Raw genomic sequence first — 18,862 nt, 5'->3', positions numbered from 1 at the left:
TGTCCGTCATTATGCGTTACCAGCTTTTTTTGAAGAAAGCGTATTCTTCAGGACAAGGCCGCTGCTGAAGATGGCCCTGCTTTTCCCGCCCGTTTTGGCCTGGTAGAGCAGCGCATCGGCTTCTTCGAGTGCAAGCTTTGAATTTCCGCTGTTTATGAAGCTGACACCAAAGCTCATTGTGACAGGCTGTTCACTTCCAACCTTCACTTCCTGAACCACGCTGTCCAAAAGCCCTGCCAGCATGCCAATGACATTTTCCTCGCGGCGCCCCGGAAAAAGGAAGGCAAATTCTTCTCCTCCATACCGGTAAATTCTGCAGCCGCTCATCTTTTCAGCTTTCATAAAAGTGCTAGCCAGCTTTTTCAGCACTTCATCGCCTTCAAGATGGCCGTAACAGTCGTTTATACTTTTAAAGTTATCTACATCGCCTAAAAGCAGAAAGCAGGGCTCAGCTGTTTTTTCCAAAAGGGTAAGATGCTCATGAAATGCTCTTCGATTGGAAAGCCCGGTAAGGAAATCTGTGTATACCATTCTTTTTAATTTCCCGATCTGCGCTTTTTGCCTCATTTCCCTGACGGCAGCTCCGCCAGCCAGAATCACGGTAATCCAAAGAATGCCTAAAAGCAGAAGAACTCGTCCCGCATCCTGGCCGAAATCTGAACCGGCAAGAATAGCAGATGACAAGAACAGGGTTGAAGCTGCAGCTCCTTTGGTGTGAAGCCTGATGGCCGCATGTAAAACGAGAAGAATGGCCAGTGGATAAAAAAAGGCCGCCTCAGCTCCGGATAATAAGAACAGCACAGCTGCAGCAAGGTGGTCGCAGGCAGTCCACAGAACGGCAAGGCTCCTGCTTCCTTCCCGGTTTTTCATAAAGCTTGTACAAATATGGGAGGCTGCAATATAGAGGAACGAAAATGCGGCAAGGGCAGCCGGAAGCGCTGTTTTCTCTGCCTGTAAGGGAGCAGCTGGTGAGTGGCAAAGGAAGAAGATCAAAAGGAGGATGAGCCATCTGCTGTAAGAAACTATCTTATCTGTATGATGATCATTTAAAAACAAGGAATTTGGCATATGACGGCCCCGATCAGAAATGATAGAATATTAACTATTTAATTTTAAGTCAGCTTTTTCCAAGAGTCAATCATTTCAGTTAATTTTTTCCTAAAATCACATTCTATCAAAACAATAGAAAAAACCCGGCCTGCACGACCGGGTTCAGCTTTATTATCTTTTTCCTTTTATATATGGAGTCCCTAACGCCTTTGGTGCATCCGCGCGGCCGATGAACCCTGTCAATGCCAGGATTGTAAGCACATAAGGTGCGATCAGCAGGTAAACACTCGGGATGTTTTCAAGCAGCGGCAGGCTGGAGCCTACAATGCTCAAGCTTTGGGCAAAGCCGAAGAACAAAGCCGCACCCATTGCTCCAAGCGGATGCCATTTTCCGAAGATCAATGCCGCCAAAGCCATAAAGCCCTGCCCGCTGATGGTAGCGTGCCCGAAGTCAGAGGAAATCGACTGGGCATAAACACCGCCGCCGACACCGGCAAGCGCACCGGAGATGACAACGCCGATATAGCGCATCCTTGTAACATTGATCCCCATTGTATCAGCAGCCATCGGATGCTCGCCGACTGATCTCAGCCGGAGGCCGAATGGAGTTTTGAACATCACATACCATGCGATGAAAGCAACGATGATTGCAACAAAGGAAGTGTAATAGGTATTGGAGAAAAGCACTTCCCCTATAAAAGGTATATCGCTTAATAAAGGTATATCAACCTTGCTGAAGCCCACCTGGATAATATCTGTCTGACCTTTATCATAAATGAACTTGACAAGGAATAATGCCAGTCCGATAGCGAGCAGGTTGATGGCCACCCCGGAAACGGTCTGGTCAGCACGGAATGTGATAGAAGCAACAGCATGGATGAGGGCGAACAGTCCGCCTACAACCAGGGCTGCGACCAAAGCGAGCCATGGAGTTGCTTGTCCAAGTGAATCAACAAATGTCAGGTTAAATACGATTGCAGTGAACGCTCCTATAACCATTAACCCTTCAAGTCCGATGTTGACAACACCGGAGCGCTCAGAGAAGTTTCCGCCCAATGCAGTGAAAATAAGCGGTGCTGCCCATAAAAGCGTGGAAGGAACAATGATCAGCAAAATATCCATAAAGCCCACTTATTTCACCCCCTTCTTGCCAAACTTATCTATGACGATGCGAATCATGTAGCTGGCTGCTACGAAGAATACAATCAGCGCGATGATGATATCTACCAGTTCGTTCGGCACCCCGGCCTCAAGAGGCATATTCAGTGCCCCGACTTTAAGGCCCCCGAACAAGATGGCAGCAAATACGATTCCGATAGGTCCGTTAGCACCAAGGAGCGCAACTGCGATCCCGTCAAAGCCGACCCCGGTGAATCCGCCTTTGATTGTAGCATAGCCGAAGGTACCGAGACCTTCCATTGCGCCGGCAAGCCCGGCAAATGCACCTGAAATGACCATAGATAAAATAATATTAGAGCTTACATTCATACCGGCATACTGTGAAGCATGCTGGTTGAAGCCTACTGCCTTCAGTTCATATCCCTTGGAAGTCTTTTCAAGCAGGAACCACATGATGAACACACAAACCAGTGCAATCAAAATCCCCCAGTGAAGCCTGGAATAGTCAGTGATGCTTTCAAAGAAAGGAGATCTCAGGGAAGCTGATTCCGCAATGTTCTCTGTTCTGTCCGCATTTTCAGTCAAAACTGAACGGACAATATAGTTTGTTACATGCAAGGCAATATAGTTCATCATGATGGTCACGATTACTTCATGAACCTTGAACTTGGCCTTCAGCAATCCCGGGATGAAGGCCCAAAACGCACCTGCAGCTGCTGCAGCCAATACAGCCAGCGGAAGGTGGATGAATCTAGGAAGATCATCGAATGCCACGCCGACCCAGACGGCCGCAAGCCATCCGACAATCAGCTGCCCTTCAACACCAATATTGAACAGCCCTGTCCGGAATGCGAACGCTACAGCCAAACCGGCCAGTATATACGGCGTTACCTGGCGGACGACTTCACCCGTGTAATACACCTCGCCAAATGCTCCGTTCCATAATGCTGTATAACCGGCAACTGCATCATAGCCGGTCGCAATCATGATGATGGTGCCGACGATGACACCCAGCAGAACCGCTATTAAAGGAATCATTATATTTTTCAAACGACTAGACATTAGACTTTTCACCCGCTTCCTTTCTTTTCGATCCTGCCATCAGCAGTCCCAGTTCCTGCTCTGTCGTTTCAGCAGGATCAACGACAGCAACAATCTCGCCTTCATAAATAACGGCAATGCGGTCGCTGACATTCATGATCTCATCCAGCTCAAAGGAAAGAAGCAGAACGGCTTTCCCGTTATCACGCTGCTCGATCAGGCGTTTATGGATGAATTCAATGGCGCCTACATCAAGGCCCCTTGTCGGCTGGGCAGCGATCAGCAAATCAGGATCCCGGTCAATTTCACGGCCGATGATCGCTTTTTGCTGGTTTCCGCCTGATAATGCCCTTGCCTCTGTATATTCAGTCGGCGTCCTGACATCATATTCTTTAATCAGGCTGCGGGCTTTGTCATAAATCTCTTTAAAGTTTAATACCCCATACTTGGAGAAAGGCTTTTTGTAGTACGTCTGCAGCACGATATTGTCGCCAATCGGGAAATCGAGAACCAGCCCGTGCTTATGCCTGTCCTGAGGGATATGGCCGATCCCGCTTTCGGTGATTTTCCGTGGAGACAGATTTCTGATTTCTTTGCCATTCAGGCTGATGGTGCCGCCCTCTGCTTTTCTCAATCCAGTGATCGCTTCAATCAGCTCTGATTGTCCGTTGCCGTCAACGCCGGCAATTCCGACTATCTCGCCTGCTTTTATCTTGAGATTGAGATTGTTTACAACAGCAACGCCCCTCGAATCTTTAACAGTAAGCCCATTGATTTCAAATGCAACCTCTTTCGGATCTGCGGCCTTCTTTTCGGTCTTGAATGTGACCTCACGCCCAACCATCAGGCTTGCCAGCGCATTGGGGTCTGTCTCGCTTACGTTAACTGTGCCGATGCCGACGCCCTTGCGGATGACCGTAACCCTGTCGCAGACCTCCATGATCTCTTTCAGCTTGTGCGTGATAAGGATGATGGATTTTCCTTCCTTAATAAGTGTCCGGAAAATCTGGATCAGCTCGCCGATTTCCTGCGGAGTCAGTACAGCGGTCGGCTCATCGAAGATCAGGATCTCCGCTCCCCTGTATAGGGTCTTCAGGATTTCAACACGCTGCTGCATCCCCACAGAAATATCGGATATCTTTGCCTGGGGATCCACTGATAAGCCGTAGCGCTCAGAGATCTCCCTGACTTCCTGTTCGGCTTTTTTAATATCGATTCTGCCTGCTGTTGTAGTTTCTTTTCCAAGAATGATATTTTCAGTTACTGTGAACGTGTCAACCAGCATGAAGTGCTGATGGACCATGCCGATGCCCAGATCATTGGCAATGTTAGGGTTAGTGATGCTGACCGGCTTTCCATTGACACGGATTTCACCTTTTTCCGGCTGATAGAGCCCAAAAAGCACGTTCATCAGCGTAGATTTTCCTGCACCGTTTTCACCTAAGAGGGCGTGGATCTCACCCTTCTTCAGTTGAAGTGTAATATTGTCGTTTGCCACGATGCCCGGAAATTCTTTGCGGATATTGAGCATTTCAATAACGTATTCCATTCTTCCACTCCTCGCACGAATTAATAAAAAATATAGTAGTAAGAGGTCATACCTTAGAAGCTTTAAAAAAATCCGGCCAGGGCCGATTCCTCCGGACTGCGTTTTTGCATTCCGGTTTCAAGGTTTCTTAAACATCTATATTTCAGAGAAGATTATCTAAAACACTAAGTGAAAGGCAGAAGCATTCTGCTCTTCAATTAATGTTCCAGCCTCAGCTTTGCATTAAAAAGGAATAAGTGGGCCATACAACCCCCTTATTCCCTTTTTGTATTATTCAGCCTTGAAGGTTTCCAGCTCAGCTCTTGTACCAGGTACAACAACGTCGCCGCTCTTAATTTTATCCTGCCACTCAGTTACAGCAGCTTCGATGTCGGATTTTACAGAAACTTCGTCATTGATTTCTGCAAGGCCTACACCGTCTTCAGCCAAGCCGTAAGTAGTGATTTCTCCGCCAGGGAAGTTGCCTTCCATAGCTTTTGTTGAAAGGTCTTTCACTGCATTGTCAACGCGCTTAAGTGCAGAAGTGATAATGACATTATGGTCGCCGACTACACCTTCAGCTGTCTGGTCGGAGTCAACGCCGATTGCCCAGATTTCTTTAGAAGGATCTTTCTGCTTAAGGTCGCGTGCTTCTTTGAATAGTCCGTTTCCAGTTCCTCCGGCAGCATGGAAGATAACATCTGCTCCAGAAGAGTACATCTTAGCAGCAATTGTTTGGCCAAGTTCTGCTTTGTCAAAAGCGCCAGCGTACTGTACATCTACTTGCGCTTCAGGGTTGATCGCCTGTACACCTGCAAGGAATCCGGATTCAAAGCGTTCGATAACCGCTCCTTCAACACCGCCGATGAAGCCGATTTTATTTGATGTAGTTGTCAGGCCCGCTGCGATTCCAGCAAGGAAAGAAGCTTCCTGCTCTTTAAAAAGGATACTTGCAACGTTAGGCTGCTGAACTTCTGCGTCAACGATCGCGAAGTGTGCATCTTTCTGCTGCTGTGCGATTTCATCAACAGCTCCCTGCATCATGAAGCCAATTCCGAACACAAGGTTAAAGTCCTGGCGAACCAGGTTGTTCAGGTTTGTTGCATAGTCAGCGTCAGATTGTGACTGAAGATAGTCATAGCCGCCTTTGCCTTTTTCCAGGCCGTTTTCGTCACCAAATGCCTTAAGACCTTCCCAGGCAGATTGGTTGAATGATTTATCATCAACACCGCCGACATCAGTTACCATTGCAACAGAGAATGCATTTTCTTTTTCTGTGCCGCCTTCACCAGTTGCATCGTCTTTTTCTTCACTGTTTCCGCATGCACCAAGAATTGTGCCGGCTGCAAGAACGAGTGACAGTGCCAAACCAAATTTACGCTTTTTCAAGGTTTGTACCCCCCAAGGAATTTTGTTTGTGATTTCAGCAGGAATATTCTGATAAACAGATTTGTTTTCGCTTACACATCCGCAAAAAAATTATATTCTCCTGCGAAGGACATGGAAGCTGAACTTGTCGGCCTTAAAATAATTCACCGAATAGAGGATTGGTTCATCCATTTCGTCGTAATGCATCTGCTTTAATACAAGCAGTGCAGTTTCCGGTTCGCATTCAAGGATCGGGGAAATTTTTTCATGGTAGCCGATCGGTTCGATCTGGGCAACAGCATAGGTGATTTTTTTATTGGCTTCGTCTTCGAGCACATTAAAAATTGATTCCTGGTCGTGCGTAAAGCTTTCCGGGAGTATCTTTTCCGGCAGCTTGTCCACACAGTAGACAACAGGCTCCCCATTCGCTGTCCTGACTCTTTCGATAACGACTATTTCATCCCCCGCCGAACATGAGAAACGGCGCACATCCTCTTCGGTTGGCCCCTGAGTGACTGAGCTTAAGAAAACTGTTCCTGGTTTCATCCCTGCCTGCAGAATCATGTTCGTCACGCTGTTAAGCTGCTCGATTCCTGAAGTGAAGAGAGGCTTTGCATTCACAAAGGTTCCTACACCATGCCTGCGGATAATCACGTTTTCTTCTTCAAGAATTCGTAGCGCTTCACGCAGTGTAGCTCTGCTTACCCCAAGCTGTTTTGCAAGGTCAAATTCAGAAGGAAGCTTTTCTCTTTCTTTATAGAGCCCTTCTTCAATGTCCTGCTTTAATCGATCGATGACTTGCAGGTATAGATGCCGGTTATCTGACTTAATTGACATGCAGGGTTCCTCCAACCTTTTTTCTCAAGACATCAGACCTCTGATGTTTAATGATTCCTACTAATCGAAAATACTATAACACTTTTTTTTTGATAAATAAATAGAATTTCGAGAATTTGTCGAAAAAAGGTGGTTTAAACTCCTTTATCAGAAAAAACAAAAGAATCAATTGATTCAAAAGCGGAAATACAAGGAAAAACCATTCATTTTAAAGCGTTTTCCTGTTATTTATTTCCTACATATTTAATATATTTTTCCATATTACAAGACTCGCTGACTATAAAAAGGCGCCTTCCCCCTTTATTTATGTAAGCGCTTTTAATAGTATAACCTTATTGCCTGCTCTTCTGCTATCTTTTTTATATAGAAAAAAACCGGCCTGCCCGGACCGGTTTTCAGCTTTTTAAGAACTTGCTTCCTCTGATGGCTTGGCAACAAGGACCGACCTTGGCTTGCTGCCTTCGTATGGCCCTACAATCCCCCTCAGCTCCATTTCATCAATGAGCCTTGCTGCCCGTGTGTAGCCGATCCTGAAGCGCCTCTGAAGCATGCTGACGGATGCAGTCTGCATCTCCACTATTAGCTCCACCGCTTCTTCGTAAAGGTCGTCATCAACCTCTGACGTCGTTTCCGGCACATCATCGGGTATCATCTCTTCCTGATACTGCGCTTTCTGCTGTGAAATGACGAAATCGACTACCTCTTCTACTTCTTCATCGGAAAGAAAAGCGCCCTGGACCCTGACCGGCTTTGATGCACCGACAGGAAGGAACAGCATATCCCCGCGGCCAAGCAGCTTTTCAGCCCCGCCCATGTCCAGGATGGTCCTGCTATCAGTCATGGAGGAAACCGCAAAAGCGATCCTTGAAGGAATATTCGCCTTGATGACCCCTGTAATGACATCTACAGACGGACGCTGGGTCGCGATGATCAAATGGATGCCGGCTGCCCTCGCCATCTGTGCGAGCCTTGTGATGGCGTCCTCGACGTCCGAGGATGCGACCATCATCAGGTCAGCCAGCTCGTCCACTATAACGACAATATAAGGCAGCAGGGGCTGCTGTGCCTCTTCTTCTGCATTATGCCGTTTGACATGCTCATTATAGCCTTCAATATTCCGGGTCCCTGTATGCGAAAATAATTCATAGCGCCGTTCCATCTCACTGACCACTTTTTTCAGCGCCTGTGAAGCCTTCTTTGGATCGGTGACAACCGGCGCCAGCAGATGGGGTGCACCGTTATACACATTCAGCTCGACCATTTTCGGGTCGATCATCATCAATTTTACTTCATGGGGCTTGGCGCGCATCAGGATGCTTGTGATAATGCCATTGATGCATACGCTCTTCCCGCTCCCCGTTGCCCCGGCAACCAGCAGATGGGGCATCTTATTCAGCTCAGCCAGGACAGCTTCACCTGTGATATCGCGGCCAAGGCCGATCATCAGCTTGCTGTCCGGCTTATCGTTCTGCTTGGACTCAAGCACTTCCCTGAGGGAGACCATGGCAACCTCTGTGTTCGGCACTTCAATGCCTACCGCCGATTTCCCCGGGATCGGGGCCTCGATCCTGATGCCCTTTGCAGCAAGGGCAAGAGCCAAATCATCACTCAAACTTACGATTTTGCTGACCTTCACGCCGACATCGGGATGGACCTCGTATTTAGTAACTGCAGGCCCCAGATGGACCTGTGTTACCCGGGCCTTTACCCCGAAGCTCTGGAAGGTGCGCTCAAGCTTGGCAGCATTAGCATGTATCTGTTCATACTCCCCGCTCTGGTCAGCCTGCCTTGGCAAAGTAAGGAGGCTCAGCGGAGGAAGCTCATAATCCACATTTTCCACATTCTCTACTTCAGTAAAAGTGATGGCCGGGGCAGACTCATCCTCTTTAGCCTCTTCGCTGCCTGCCTTGGATTTCCGGTTTGCTGCTTCCCGCAAAGGCTCTGGCTGCTGCTGGTAAGCCCGCTCAGCGAAGCTTGAAATAATCGGTTCAGGTGAAGGCTCTTCTTCAGCCTGCGGCGGAGGCTGGGAGATATTGATGGGCGAATCAGGCTCCCGCTCTTCGGTTCCCTGGCTAACCTCGCCCTGCCTCTGCCTCCGCTCATCGCTGCGTTCACGGAATTTCCGCTTCGATTCTTTCATATCTTCCAGAAACGCTGCCCATTGCTTTTTGATGAAGCCCCAGATGGAGATAAACAGCTTGCCTGCTGCTTCCCCAAAAGTCTTTCCGGTCAGGAGCACGAGCCCTATGATGATCAGTAAAGCGGCAATCAGCTTTGTGCCGGCTTCATCGAATAAGAAGTAAGACATCGCAAACAGCACCGACCCAATCATCCCGCCGCCGAGATCGGTTGTGCTCGTTTCTCCGCCTGCCTCCATCCAGAAAAGCTCCCAGGTGTTGCCAATGACGCTTGGATCTTCAAACTTGCCGCCGTTTGAGAGCAGCTGGAAAAGTGTCACGTGGCTAAGGAGCAGCATAGATGCAATGATCAGGTACAGCCCGATCAGCTTGGTATGGAAAAGGTAAGGCCTCTCCCTTTTCCACATCAGATATCCTCCATAAACAGCCATCCCCAGAAGCCCCAGTATGTACCATTCTCCCATGAAAAAACGGAAGAACATGACGATCGATGTTCCGACCGCTCCGAGTTTTGCTATTGAAATCACTGACAGGGCAATCAATATCAATCCAGTCAGTTCATATTGCACCGTTTTTTTCAGCTTTTCTTTACTCTTCGATTGCCTTCTTTTTCTCTTTGCCATTTCATCACCCTGTACTGCAGATTTCTATCCGGATTCATTATAGCCTTATAGGACTTGTGGCAGACATTCGTTCCATGCCTCAGAAATAAATAAAACCCGGCAGACTGCCGAGCCCCTAAAAAGGCGGCGCAGAAACCATAGCCGCGCTTTTCCCATCTCAGCAATCCGGCCGCCGCTGCTTCCTTGCCATTACAAGGAAAGCAGCCATTTGGCTGCTCTTAGTAGTATATCAATATTATAGCATACAGCCCGGATTTTGGGTTATACTATTGTAATTTTAGAACCGGGCATGCATCTTTCATCCAGAAAATGATTAGGGTCTGTGCTCATGACTCTGATCACTGTATATTGCTGCGGCATATCACCGACAGCTTCGGCAAGCACGGGGATTCCTTCAAAAGAAAGGAATTTCTGTCTGGCAAATGAGCTTTCTTCAGGCTGGAAGATTAATTCCTGGGGCATGGATGTGTATAAAATCATTGCACCAGTCCTTCTTCCTTGCTCTTATTCAAGTCAATCATCTCATTCAGCTTCTTAAGGGCAGGCCCAACACCGCCGACTGCATCAATCAAGCCGTAAGACACCGCATCGGTACCGACTACATTCGTTCCAATATCCCTGGTCAGATTCCCTTTTGCAAACATCAGGTCCTTGAATTGCTGCTCAGACACCTGCGAATGCCCCGTCACAAAATTGATGACCCTGTCCTGCATTTTGTCCAGGTATTCAAAAGTCTGCGGCACGCCAATGACCAATCCTGTCAGGCGGATCGGATGGATCGTCATCGTTGCCGTTTCCGCAATAAAACTATAGTCACAGGATACAGCAATCGGAACACCGATGGAATGGCCGCCCCCAAGCACGATTGATACGGTCGGCTTAGAGAGGGACGCAAGCATTTCAGAAATGGCCAGCCCTGCCTCCACGTCTCCGCCCACTGTATTCAGGATCACAAGCAGCCCTTCAATTTTAGGGTTTTGCTCTATTGCCACGATCTGGGGGATCAGATGTTCATATTTTGTCGTTTTATTTTGCGGCGGAAGCTGGAGATGCCCTTCGATTTGTCCAACGATCGTCAAACAATGAATAGTTGTATCCTGCGGAAGCTGGGGCACATTTGTCTGGCCAAGCTGCTGAATTTTTTCCATCAGAGCTGATGGTTTATCTTCTTTGGGCTGTTCCTGAGTTCCTCCGCCTTCATTGGCATTTTGAAAAAAATTCTCGTCCATCTTGTATTCTCCTTTCAAGGCTTAATATCGTTAGTATGGACCCTGATGCCTTTTTCATTCCGGCACAGCCAAAAAAGCGGGATGGGAGATTCTTTCCGGAGCGGAGGTGGCACAGCTTGCAAAAAGAGGCCATAAAGCAGCTGCTTCATGACCTCTCACACGTTTTATATTCTATTGCTTTACTTCCATAATGATCGGCAGGATCATCGGACGCCGCTTTGTTTTTTCGTAGAAAAATTGATTAAGCTCGTCGCGCATATCCTGTTTGACAGCGGCCCAGTCAAAACTTTCTTTCTGGGAGCCGCGGCGGACGATCTCTTTGACCATGTCAGCTGCCTGGACCAGCAGCTTTTCGGACTCACGCACATATACAAATCCTCGGGAAATGATTTCCGGCCCTGCGGCTATCTGTTTATCATGGCGGTTAAGCGTTACGACAACAATTAAAATCCCATCCTGCGAAAGCAGCCTTCTGTCCCTCAGGACGATATTCCCGACATCCCCGACGCCGATTCCGTCAATGAGAACATTTCCAGCCGGCACGCGGCCGCTTTGCTTGATTCTTCCTTCTTTGATCTCGAAGACATCCCCTTTTTCAGGGATCAGGATCGAGTCCTGGCTAACCCCGCATTCTGCTGCGAGCTTTCCATGCGTCTTCAATGTTTTATATTCACCATGCACCGGGATGAAATATTTCGGCTTCATTAAATTGATCATGAATTTCAATTCTTCCTGGCTTCCATGGCTGGATGCGGTGGCACTGTTCTTTCCTGTAATCACGGATGCACCGGCCCTGTACAGCATGTCCATCGTCTTATAAATGAAAACTTCGCCTCCCCTGATCGGAGCTGCAGCGAGGTAGACGGTATCGCCTTCCTGGATCGTCACCTGACGGTGGGTCCTTTTCGCCATTTTCTGAAGCGCCTCGATCGGCTCGCCCTGGGAACCGGCTGTAAGAATGACCACTTCATGGTCCCTGAAGCTTCCAAGCTCTGATAAAGAGATGAGCATATCATCCTTGACAGCGAGATAACCGAGCTGAACAGCCAGATCATATACCTTTTGGATGCTCTTCCCGGCCACGGCGACTTTCCTGCCGCTTTCCCGGGCCGCATCGAATATATGCTGGATCTGGATTAGATCAGAAGCAAAGCAGGCTGCAATGACCCTTCCTTTTGCCGTGTAGAATGCATGTGCCATCGCCTTTTGCACGACTGCCTCGGATGTTGAATATCCAGGCCTTTCTGCATCTGTGCTGTCTGACAGGAGGCATAATACCCCATTGTCGCCGATTCCGGCCATCTTTCCGATTTCCGCTTTGTACAGTTCAGGGGCAGCCTGGTCAAACTTAAAGTCGCCGGTGTAGACGATGCTTCCCTCTGAAGTATGGACGCATATCCCGACTGAATCGGGGATACTGTGGTTGGTACGGAAAAATGATACACTGGAATGTTCGAATTCAAGCACTGAATCAGAATTGATTTCAATCAGCTCTGCTTTGCCCCTGTAGTCCTGCTCCTTCATCTTCGCCTTGGCCAAGGCAAGGGTAAGCTTTGTGCCATAGACGGGGACAGATATCTTTTTCAGCACATAAGAAAGAGCCCCAATATGGTCCTCATGGCCATGTGTCAGGAAAATACCCCGGATTCTGTCTTTATTCTGGACCAGATAAGAAACATCCGGAATCACAATATCAATCCCGAGCATCTCGTTCTCCGGGAACATTAGCCCTGCATCGAGGACATACAAATCTTCATCCACTTCTGCAAGGTACATATTTTTGCCGATTTCCCCTACGCCGCCGAGGGCGGTCAGCCTGATGCTTTCATTTTTTCTATTATTCACCTAAAAGCTCCTCCAATGCTGTTTCGGCTGCACCCCGGACAGGGGCCAGCCTTTTTAATATATAAAGCTGTATAGCTTGACACTCTTATAAACAGAAAACGTCCTGAAAAATATTATGTATACTAACTGACATGAATAAAGACAATTTTGGCCATTCAGCCGGGAACGGCTCAGGAACGGACCTGATAGGCAAACCTGGTTTCTAGGATGAGCCATCACTATTCCTTCCTGAATCCGGAGCAGCCCACACTGATCTTGCCTTCCGCTCAGCTGGCCTGCTCTATTGCAAAGCAGCTCGATCTCCAGGCCGCTTTACTCTATGAAAGAATATTCAAAAAATGCATTGCATAATCGGACGAGTTCAGTTACAACCATTATACTTGATTTATGAATTTTATGACAACCAATTTATTTTTTCGTTATGCCGGGCAGCAGCCGGCTGTATAGAAAAAGGCCGGGAGCAATGCTCACCGGCCTGATACTGGTTTTCTCAATCAGTTTTGAAACAAACTGAGCAGTGCAGCTCTTTCCTGTTCTGTAAGAGGAACAAGCGGCAGCCTTACTGAACCCGTGTCGATCCCTTTCAGCTGAAGGGCCGTCTTGACTGGCACCGGGCTTGGTGCGGCAAAAAGGCCTTCCATGAGCGGAAGGAGCTTCTGGTGCTTGACAGCAGCTTCTCCAACATTGCCATCAAGGAAAGAGGAAATCATGCTTTGCATTTCAATTCCAATCACGTGCGAAGCGACTGAAACCACTCCTGCGGCGCCGATCGCCATAGCCGGAAGCGTCAATCCATCGTCTCCTGAATACAGAAGGAAGTCTTCATCAGTGCCGGCTATGATCGCCGTCATGCTGTTCAGATCGCCGCTTGCTTCTTTGACCGCCTTGATATTAGGGATCTGTGACAGCCGGATGACTGTTTCGGGAGCGATATTGACTACAGACCTTCCCGGTATATTGTAAACCATAACAGGCAGGGATGTGCTTTCAGCAACATTTTTGAAGTGCTGATACAAACCTTCCTGATTGGGTTTATTATAATACGGAGCAACGACCATAACGGCATCCACGCCGATCTGCTCGGCTTTCTTTGTCATTTCTACAGAAGCATACGTATCATTGCTGCCTGTTCCCGCTATAACAGGGATCCTTTTATCGACAACTTTGACGACATGCTTGAACAGCGCCAGTTTCTCTTCTTTTGTAAGGGTCGGCGATTCCCCTGTTGTGCCGGCAACCACGAGGGAATCTGTTCCGTTCTCGATTAAATGGTTGATAAGCTGCGTTGTTTTTGTAAAATCGATATGCCCCTTTTTATCAAAAGGCGTCACCATTGCTGTAGAAACTCTTCCAAATAGAACCATTTTTCACAACTCCCTGCCTATATATCTGTCTGTTCGAATTCCATGGACTCCTGCTCAAGCTGGAAGGCATCATGAAGGGCATTGACTGCCTTGACAAGGTCCTTCTGCTTGACCAGCACCCAGATGGTTGTATGGCTGTCCGCTGACTGGAGGATCCTGATGCTCTCCTCTGAAAGTGCAGTGACAATCTTTGAAGTGACACCCGGCACTCCTGCCATTCCGGCTCCTACAACGGAAACCTTCGCGCAGTGGCGCTCAAGCACGGGCTCATGGCCCAGCCGCTCAAGCGTCCTGACCGCTTTGTCAGCCATATCCTCAGAAACGGTATATACCACGCCATTCGGCGAAATATTGATAAAATCGACGCTGATCTGTTCATTGGCCATCGCCTTGAAGACCTCTGCCTGCAGATTGTACTGGTCCTTTTTGGCAAAGACCTTGATCTGCGTCACATTGGACAAATGCGCGATGCCGGTTACAGGCCGCTCTTTAATATCGCTGCCGCGGCTGTTTTTATTGATGCTTGTGACCAGAGTCCCCAGTCCGTCGGAATAAGTGGACCTGATCCTGATCGGCACCTTGGCCTGCATGGCAATCTCCACCGCCCGGGGGTGGATGACCTTGGCTCCCTGATAGGCGAGATTGCAGACCTCTGTGTAAGTAACGATTGAAAGCGCCCGTGCATTCTCGGCGATGCGCGGATCAGCCGTCATGATGCCTTCAACATCAGTAAAGATATCAATCCACTCTGCCTGAAGCGCAGCCCCGAGAGCAGCGGCTGATGTATCGCTCCCGCCTCTGCCGATAGTCGTGATATCGCCATTCTTGGCTGCTCCCTGGAAGCCCGCCACCACGACGACATCAGATTCCTCCAGCTCCCTGAGCAATCTGTCGCATTTCATTTCAATGATTTTCGCATTCGTGAAATCGCTGTTGGTCCTGAAGCCGGCCTGTGCACCGGTCAGTGCTGCGGCCTCGATGCCTTCTTCCCTCAGCATATTGGTGAACACAATGCTTGAAATGGTTTCACCGCATGATAAAAGAAGATCGTTTTCCCGCCTGCTGATTTTGCTGCCGGTTCCGCCGATCAGCGATAAGAGGGTATCAGTTGCGTACGGATCGCCCTGCCGCCCCATCGCGGAAACGACTGCCACTACTTTATAGCCTTCCGACAAAGCTTTTTTAATATGCCTTTTTGCGTGCGCCCGGCTGCTGTCATCCCGTACGGATGTGCCTCCGAACTTCTGGACGATTATCTTCATCGTAACACCTCAAAAATATCCGTTTCCACTTATTTCACCAATTCCAGCTTGATTAAGCTTTCGGCGATCTGGACTGAATTCCACGCTGCGCCTTTCAAAAGGTTATCGGAGACTACCCACATGTGGAAGCCTTTATCATTGTCTAGGTCCTTGCGGATCCGGCCGACAAAGATATCATTTTTGCCTACACAGTCTGCAGGCATCGGGTAGATTTGATTTTCAGGGTCATCCTGAAGGACGACACCTGGGGAATCTTTAAGGATATCCTTTATTTCCTGCGCCTCCACGCCTCCGGCTTCAAGCTCAAAATATACTGACTCAGAGTGGCCGGTTGCTACAGGAAGGCGGACACAGGTAGCCGCTACCTGAAGATCAGGCATATGCATGATTTTCTTTGTTTCGTTGATCATTTTCATTTCTTCAAATGTAAATCCATTATCCTGGAACATATCAATTTGAGGGATGGCATTAAAGGCAATCTGATAATGCTTTTTGTCGCCTTTGACCGGGAGGATCTTCGGCTCATGCTCCTCATTATTAATGATCGCCCTCGTCTGGCTGTACAGCTCTTCAACTGCCGCAGCGCCTGAACCGGAAACAGCCTGATACGTAGAAACAATGACCTTGCTTAAGCCATGCTTCTTCCGCAGCGGTTCAAGGGCTGCAACCATTTGGATGGTAGAGCAGTTTGGATTGGCGATAATCCCATTATGCTTCTTGAGGTCTTCTTCATTCACCTCAGGGACAACGAGCGGCACATTTTCAGCCATGCGGAAAGCACTTGTATTATCGACCACAATGGCGCCATGCTCAACAGCATGCGGAGCCAGTTCTTTTGACACGCCGCCGCCTGCTGAGAATAAAGCGATATCCACACCGGCAAAGCTCTCCGGCCTGGCTTCTTCCACGATATATTCATTTCCTTTATAACTTACCTTTGTGCCAGCTGAGCGGGCAGAAGATAGTAATGTTAATTTCGATACAGGGAAATCTCTGCTTTCTAAAGTCTGCAGCATCTGCTGACCAACAGCTCCGGTAGCCCCGACGACTGCAACGTGAAATCCTTTTTTGTTCTCCATCCAAAACTTCCCCTTCCAGCATAAAAAATTAGTAAACGGTCTTGGTCTGCTTTTTCTTTTGCAGGCAATATAAGAGGACGGCAGCTGTTGATTTCTTCGCCACCGCCATTCTTATTGTAGTATAGCATTCACTATGCTTCCAGTATATGAGGTGATGGTCCAATGATTGAATAGGTGGACAAACTCATATTTAATATTTTTATTTTAACATATTCACCTGTTAAAGAAATAAACTTTTTTATGATGGAAGGCCTGGAGATCAGTTTGCGTCTTTATAGCGTTCGACAATGACCGGCTGGAGCTGTTTTCCAGTAATGGCCGCTTCAATCGTTTCTGAAAGCAGCGTCATCCTGGCAACCATTGAATTAGGCTTTTTAACGGGATCATCCTGTCCAAATGGGATGAAGTAAATATTCTTTACTGCCATCAGCCTCATCAGATTCATTCCGTTCAGTCCGAGGGCATCATTTGTGGAGATGCCAACTACAACAGGACTTTCATTCCTGAGCGTCGCCTTTGCCGCCATCAGAACCGGGGAATCTGTCATGGCATTGGCAAACTTGCTCATGGAGTTTCCTGTCAATGGCGCAATGACCATGCAGTCCAGCGGTATCTTCGGTCCGAGGGGCTCTGCCTTTACAATCGAATCGATCACCTTATTGCCAGTCAGGTTCTCGATTCTCTCAATCCAATCCTCACCCGCTCCAAATCTGGTTTCAGTGTTCTGGACAGTGCCGGTGACGACTGGGAGCACCTCTGCTCCTGCGTTGACAAGCTTTTCAATCTCAGGAAATACAGCATCGTAAGTACAATGTGAACCAGTAAGGCCAAACCCGATCTTTTTACCTTTAAGCGTCATGGTATTGCCCCCTTTTATTTTGAAAATCTTCAGCCAGCAGCTGGGCCAGCACATTCGCCAGGATCTGCCCTGCCGTCTTCGGGGCGACGATCCCTGGAAGGCCCGGTGCCAGCAAGGCCTTGATGCCCCTCTTCTCAGCATAGCGGAAATCTGTCCCGCCAGGCTTTGATGCCAGATCGATGATCAAGGTATGGGCAGGCATCTTGCTGATGACCGAAGCACTGACAATCAAATGCGGAATGGTGTTAATGCAAATATCCGTGTCTTTGACAAATGACTGAATATCATCCAAATGGAACGGGGTCACCCCCATTTCAGTAATTCTGGCAATATGTTCGCTCTTTCTGGCGCCAACCTTCACCTTTGCCCCTAAAGAGTGGAAAGTTCTTGCCACACTCATACCGACCCTGCCTAAGCCAAGCACCACCACATTGGAACCGTGGATCGTGAAATCAGTATGCTGGATGGCCATCATGATTGTGCCCTCCACTGTCGGGATCGAGTTATAGATGGCAATGTCATCCCTTTCGAACAGCTGCACCAGCTTTCTGTCATTCTGACTGGTGATATCATCCAGATAGGAATTTGTAATGCCAGAATATATGGTGCAGTGCGGCTGTGTATGGGCAATCATATCTTCTGTTAAAAATACCTTCTCGTTTGAAAATATAGTCTCAACCTGCCCCTCCAGGTTGGTGCCTGGCACAGGCAGGATTATGGCATCCAGAGCGGAAAAATCAACTTCATCCACTTTCTCCTTCGATGCTCCGGTAAAAGCATGATCCAGCTGCTCAAAGCCAATGAGCAAAGTTTTCGCATCCAGTTCAGTCAGCTTGCTGATGATCTCCAACTGCCTGGCATCCCCGCCCATTACTGCTATTTGCATCCCTGTCAGCATGAAATATTCACCTTCTTCTAAAGAATCTTACAGGAATCTCAGTTTCATAAAGAACTACTCCAACATCCTATGACAGCAACCCAGATAAGGTGAGTTTTTCGGAGAAGAAAATGGGCGAATAGAAAAGCGGAAAAGCCTTGATCAGCCCCGACAAGCATAAGACAAGCAGGACGGAAGGTTGGTTTTTACCTTCTGGGCTGATTGGCTTATGACTCGAGGGGCTAGGCTTTGGAGCTGGACAAATAGAAAAGCGGAAAAGCCTTGATCAGCCCCGACAAGCATAAGACAAGCAGGACGGAAGGTTGGTTTTTACCTTCTGAGCTGATTGGCTTATGACTCGAGGGGTTAGGCTTTGGAGCTGGACAAATAGAAAAGCGGAAAAGCCTTGATCAGCCCCGGCAAGCATAAGACAAGCAGGACGGAAGGTTGGTTTTTTCCTTCTGGGCTGATTGGCTTATGACTCGAGGGGCCAGCGCGCGGAGCCGGACAATACGAAAAGAGGAGGCTCTTGCCCTCTAAGATCATAAGTAAGAATGCCTGGCGTGATTAATCAACTTTATATAAAAACAAAAAGGGCACCGAATGAAACACTCATTCTGTACCCCTTTTCAGAGAACTGAAC

The 18,862-nt window shown here is 48.2% G+C and carries 15 protein-coding genes; all 15 read right to left on the bottom strand.

Annotated elements, in window-relative coordinates:
• Nucleotides 1–9: 9 nt before the first annotated feature.
• The 15 genes from AC4E8B_RS10110 to dpaA all read right to left on the bottom strand — a co-directional run bounded on the left by AC4E8B_RS10110 (nucleotide 10) and on the right by dpaA (nucleotide 18,240).
• Complete coding sequence (locus tag AC4E8B_RS10110; protein WP_490218677.1) at nucleotides 10–1,068, bottom strand: GGDEF domain-containing protein; 1,059 nt, start codon at nucleotides 1,066–1,068, stop codon at nucleotides 10–12.
• A 153-nt stretch (nucleotides 1,069–1,221) separates the two neighbouring features.
• Nucleotides 1,222–2,181: an ABC transporter permease gene (locus AC4E8B_RS10105; protein ID WP_490218675.1), complete on the bottom strand. Its 960-nt coding sequence runs from the start codon at nucleotides 2,179–2,181 to the stop codon at nucleotides 1,222–1,224.
• Nucleotides 2,182–3,231, bottom strand: coding sequence for an ABC transporter permease (locus AC4E8B_RS10100; protein ID WP_490218673.1), 1,050 nt, complete (start codon nucleotides 3,229–3,231; stop codon nucleotides 2,182–2,184).
• Nucleotides 3,224–4,759 carry an ABC transporter ATP-binding protein gene (locus AC4E8B_RS10095; protein WP_490218671.1) on the bottom strand — a complete coding sequence of 512 codons (1,536 nt, stop codon included), beginning with the start codon at nucleotides 4,757–4,759 and terminating at the stop codon, nucleotides 3,224–3,226. Before AC4E8B_RS10095 ends, AC4E8B_RS10100 begins: the two co-directional genes overlap by 8 nt.
• A gap of 270 nt (nucleotides 4,760–5,029) precedes the next feature.
• A complete protein-coding gene (locus tag AC4E8B_RS10090; protein WP_490218670.1) occupies nucleotides 5,030–6,127 on the bottom strand; it encodes a BMP family lipoprotein in 1,098 nt (365 codons plus the stop codon).
• Between the two features lie 90 nt (nucleotides 6,128–6,217).
• On the bottom strand, nucleotides 6,218–6,943 hold the full coding sequence (locus AC4E8B_RS10085; RefSeq protein WP_490218668.1) for a GntR family transcriptional regulator: 726 nt from the start codon (nucleotides 6,941–6,943) through the stop codon (nucleotides 6,218–6,220).
• Nucleotides 6,944–7,346: 403 nt separating this feature from the next.
• The gene (locus AC4E8B_RS10080; protein ID WP_490218666.1) at nucleotides 7,347–9,704 is read right to left on the bottom strand and encodes a DNA translocase FtsK; all 2,358 of its coding nucleotides are present in this window, start codon (nucleotides 9,702–9,704) and stop codon (nucleotides 7,347–7,349) included.
• Nucleotides 9,705–9,965: 261 nt separating this feature from the next.
• Nucleotides 9,966–10,166, bottom strand: a complete 201-nt coding sequence (locus tag AC4E8B_RS10075; protein ID WP_490218664.1) for a YlzJ-like family protein — start codon at nucleotides 10,164–10,166, stop codon at nucleotides 9,966–9,968.
• A 14-nt stretch (nucleotides 10,167–10,180) separates the two neighbouring features.
• The gene (locus AC4E8B_RS10070) at nucleotides 10,181–10,933 is read right to left on the bottom strand and encodes a ClpP family protease (RefSeq protein WP_490218662.1); all 753 of its coding nucleotides are present in this window, start codon (nucleotides 10,931–10,933) and stop codon (nucleotides 10,181–10,183) included.
• Between the two features lie 171 nt (nucleotides 10,934–11,104).
• The gene (locus AC4E8B_RS10065; RefSeq protein WP_490218660.1) at nucleotides 11,105–12,778 is read right to left on the bottom strand and encodes a ribonuclease J; all 1,674 of its coding nucleotides are present in this window, start codon (nucleotides 12,776–12,778) and stop codon (nucleotides 11,105–11,107) included.
• Nucleotides 12,779–13,272: 494 nt separating this feature from the next.
• On the bottom strand, nucleotides 13,273–14,142 hold the full coding sequence (gene dapA, locus AC4E8B_RS10060) for a 4-hydroxy-tetrahydrodipicolinate synthase (RefSeq protein ID WP_490218659.1): 870 nt from the start codon (nucleotides 14,140–14,142) through the stop codon (nucleotides 13,273–13,275).
• Between the two features lie 17 nt (nucleotides 14,143–14,159).
• Entirely contained in the window at nucleotides 14,160–15,404 is a 1,245-nt protein-coding gene (dapG, locus tag AC4E8B_RS10055; protein ID WP_490218657.1) for an aspartate kinase, read from the bottom strand.
• 29 nt (nucleotides 15,405–15,433) lie between these two features.
• Nucleotides 15,434–16,483: an aspartate-semialdehyde dehydrogenase gene (gene asd / locus AC4E8B_RS10050; protein ID WP_490218655.1), complete on the bottom strand. Its 1,050-nt coding sequence runs from the start codon at nucleotides 16,481–16,483 to the stop codon at nucleotides 15,434–15,436.
• A 259-nt stretch (nucleotides 16,484–16,742) separates the two neighbouring features.
• Nucleotides 16,743–17,342: a dipicolinate synthase subunit B gene (locus tag AC4E8B_RS10045; RefSeq protein WP_490218653.1), complete on the bottom strand. Its 600-nt coding sequence runs from the start codon at nucleotides 17,340–17,342 to the stop codon at nucleotides 16,743–16,745.
• Nucleotides 17,332–18,240, bottom strand: a complete 909-nt coding sequence (dpaA, locus tag AC4E8B_RS10040) for a dipicolinic acid synthetase subunit A (protein WP_490218651.1) — start codon at nucleotides 18,238–18,240, stop codon at nucleotides 17,332–17,334. Before dpaA ends, AC4E8B_RS10045 begins: the two co-directional genes overlap by 11 nt.
• Between the last annotated feature and the right edge of the window lie 622 nt (nucleotides 18,241–18,862).

The organism is Bacillus sp. SRL543 (genome assembly GCF_984799205.1).
The sequence above is the reverse complement of the archived record's forward strand: the minus strand, read 5'-3'. Positions and strand labels throughout refer to the sequence as shown.

Coding starts and splice junctions, on each gene's coding strand:
- AC4E8B_RS10110 (WP_490218677.1), bottom strand. CDS start 1,068: ATGCCAAATTCCTTGTTTTTAAATGATCATCATACAGATAAGATAGTT.
- AC4E8B_RS10100 (WP_490218673.1), bottom strand. CDS start 3,231: ATGTCTAGTCGTTTGAAAAATATAATGATTCCTTTAATAGCGGTTCTG.
- AC4E8B_RS10095 (WP_490218671.1), bottom strand. CDS start 4,759: ATGGAATACGTTATTGAAATGCTCAATATCCGCAAAGAATTTCCGGGC.
- AC4E8B_RS10085 (WP_490218668.1), bottom strand. CDS start 6,943: ATGTCAATTAAGTCAGATAACCGGCATCTATACCTGCAAGTCATCGAT.
- AC4E8B_RS10080 (WP_490218666.1), bottom strand. CDS start 9,704: ATGGCAAAGAGAAAAAGAAGGCAATCGAAGAGTAAAGAAAAGCTGAAA.
- AC4E8B_RS10075 (WP_490218664.1), bottom strand. CDS start 10,166: ATGCCCCAGGAATTAATCTTCCAGCCTGAAGAAAGCTCATTTGCCAGA.
- AC4E8B_RS10070 (WP_490218662.1), bottom strand. CDS start 10,933: ATGGACGAGAATTTTTTTCAAAATGCCAATGAAGGCGGAGGAACTCAG.
- dapA (WP_490218659.1), bottom strand. CDS start 14,142: ATGGTTCTATTTGGAAGAGTTTCTACAGCAATGGTGACGCCTTTTGAT.
- dapG (WP_490218657.1), bottom strand. CDS start 15,404: ATGAAGATAATCGTCCAGAAGTTCGGAGGCACATCCGTACGGGATGAC.
- asd (WP_490218655.1), bottom strand. CDS start 16,483: ATGGAGAACAAAAAAGGATTTCACGTTGCAGTCGTCGGGGCTACCGGA.
- AC4E8B_RS10045 (WP_490218653.1), bottom strand. CDS start 17,342: ATGACGCTTAAAGGTAAAAAGATCGGGTTTGGCCTTACTGGTTCACAT.
- dpaA (WP_490218651.1), bottom strand. CDS start 18,240: ATGCTGACAGGGATGCAAATAGCAGTAATGGGCGGGGATGCCAGGCAG.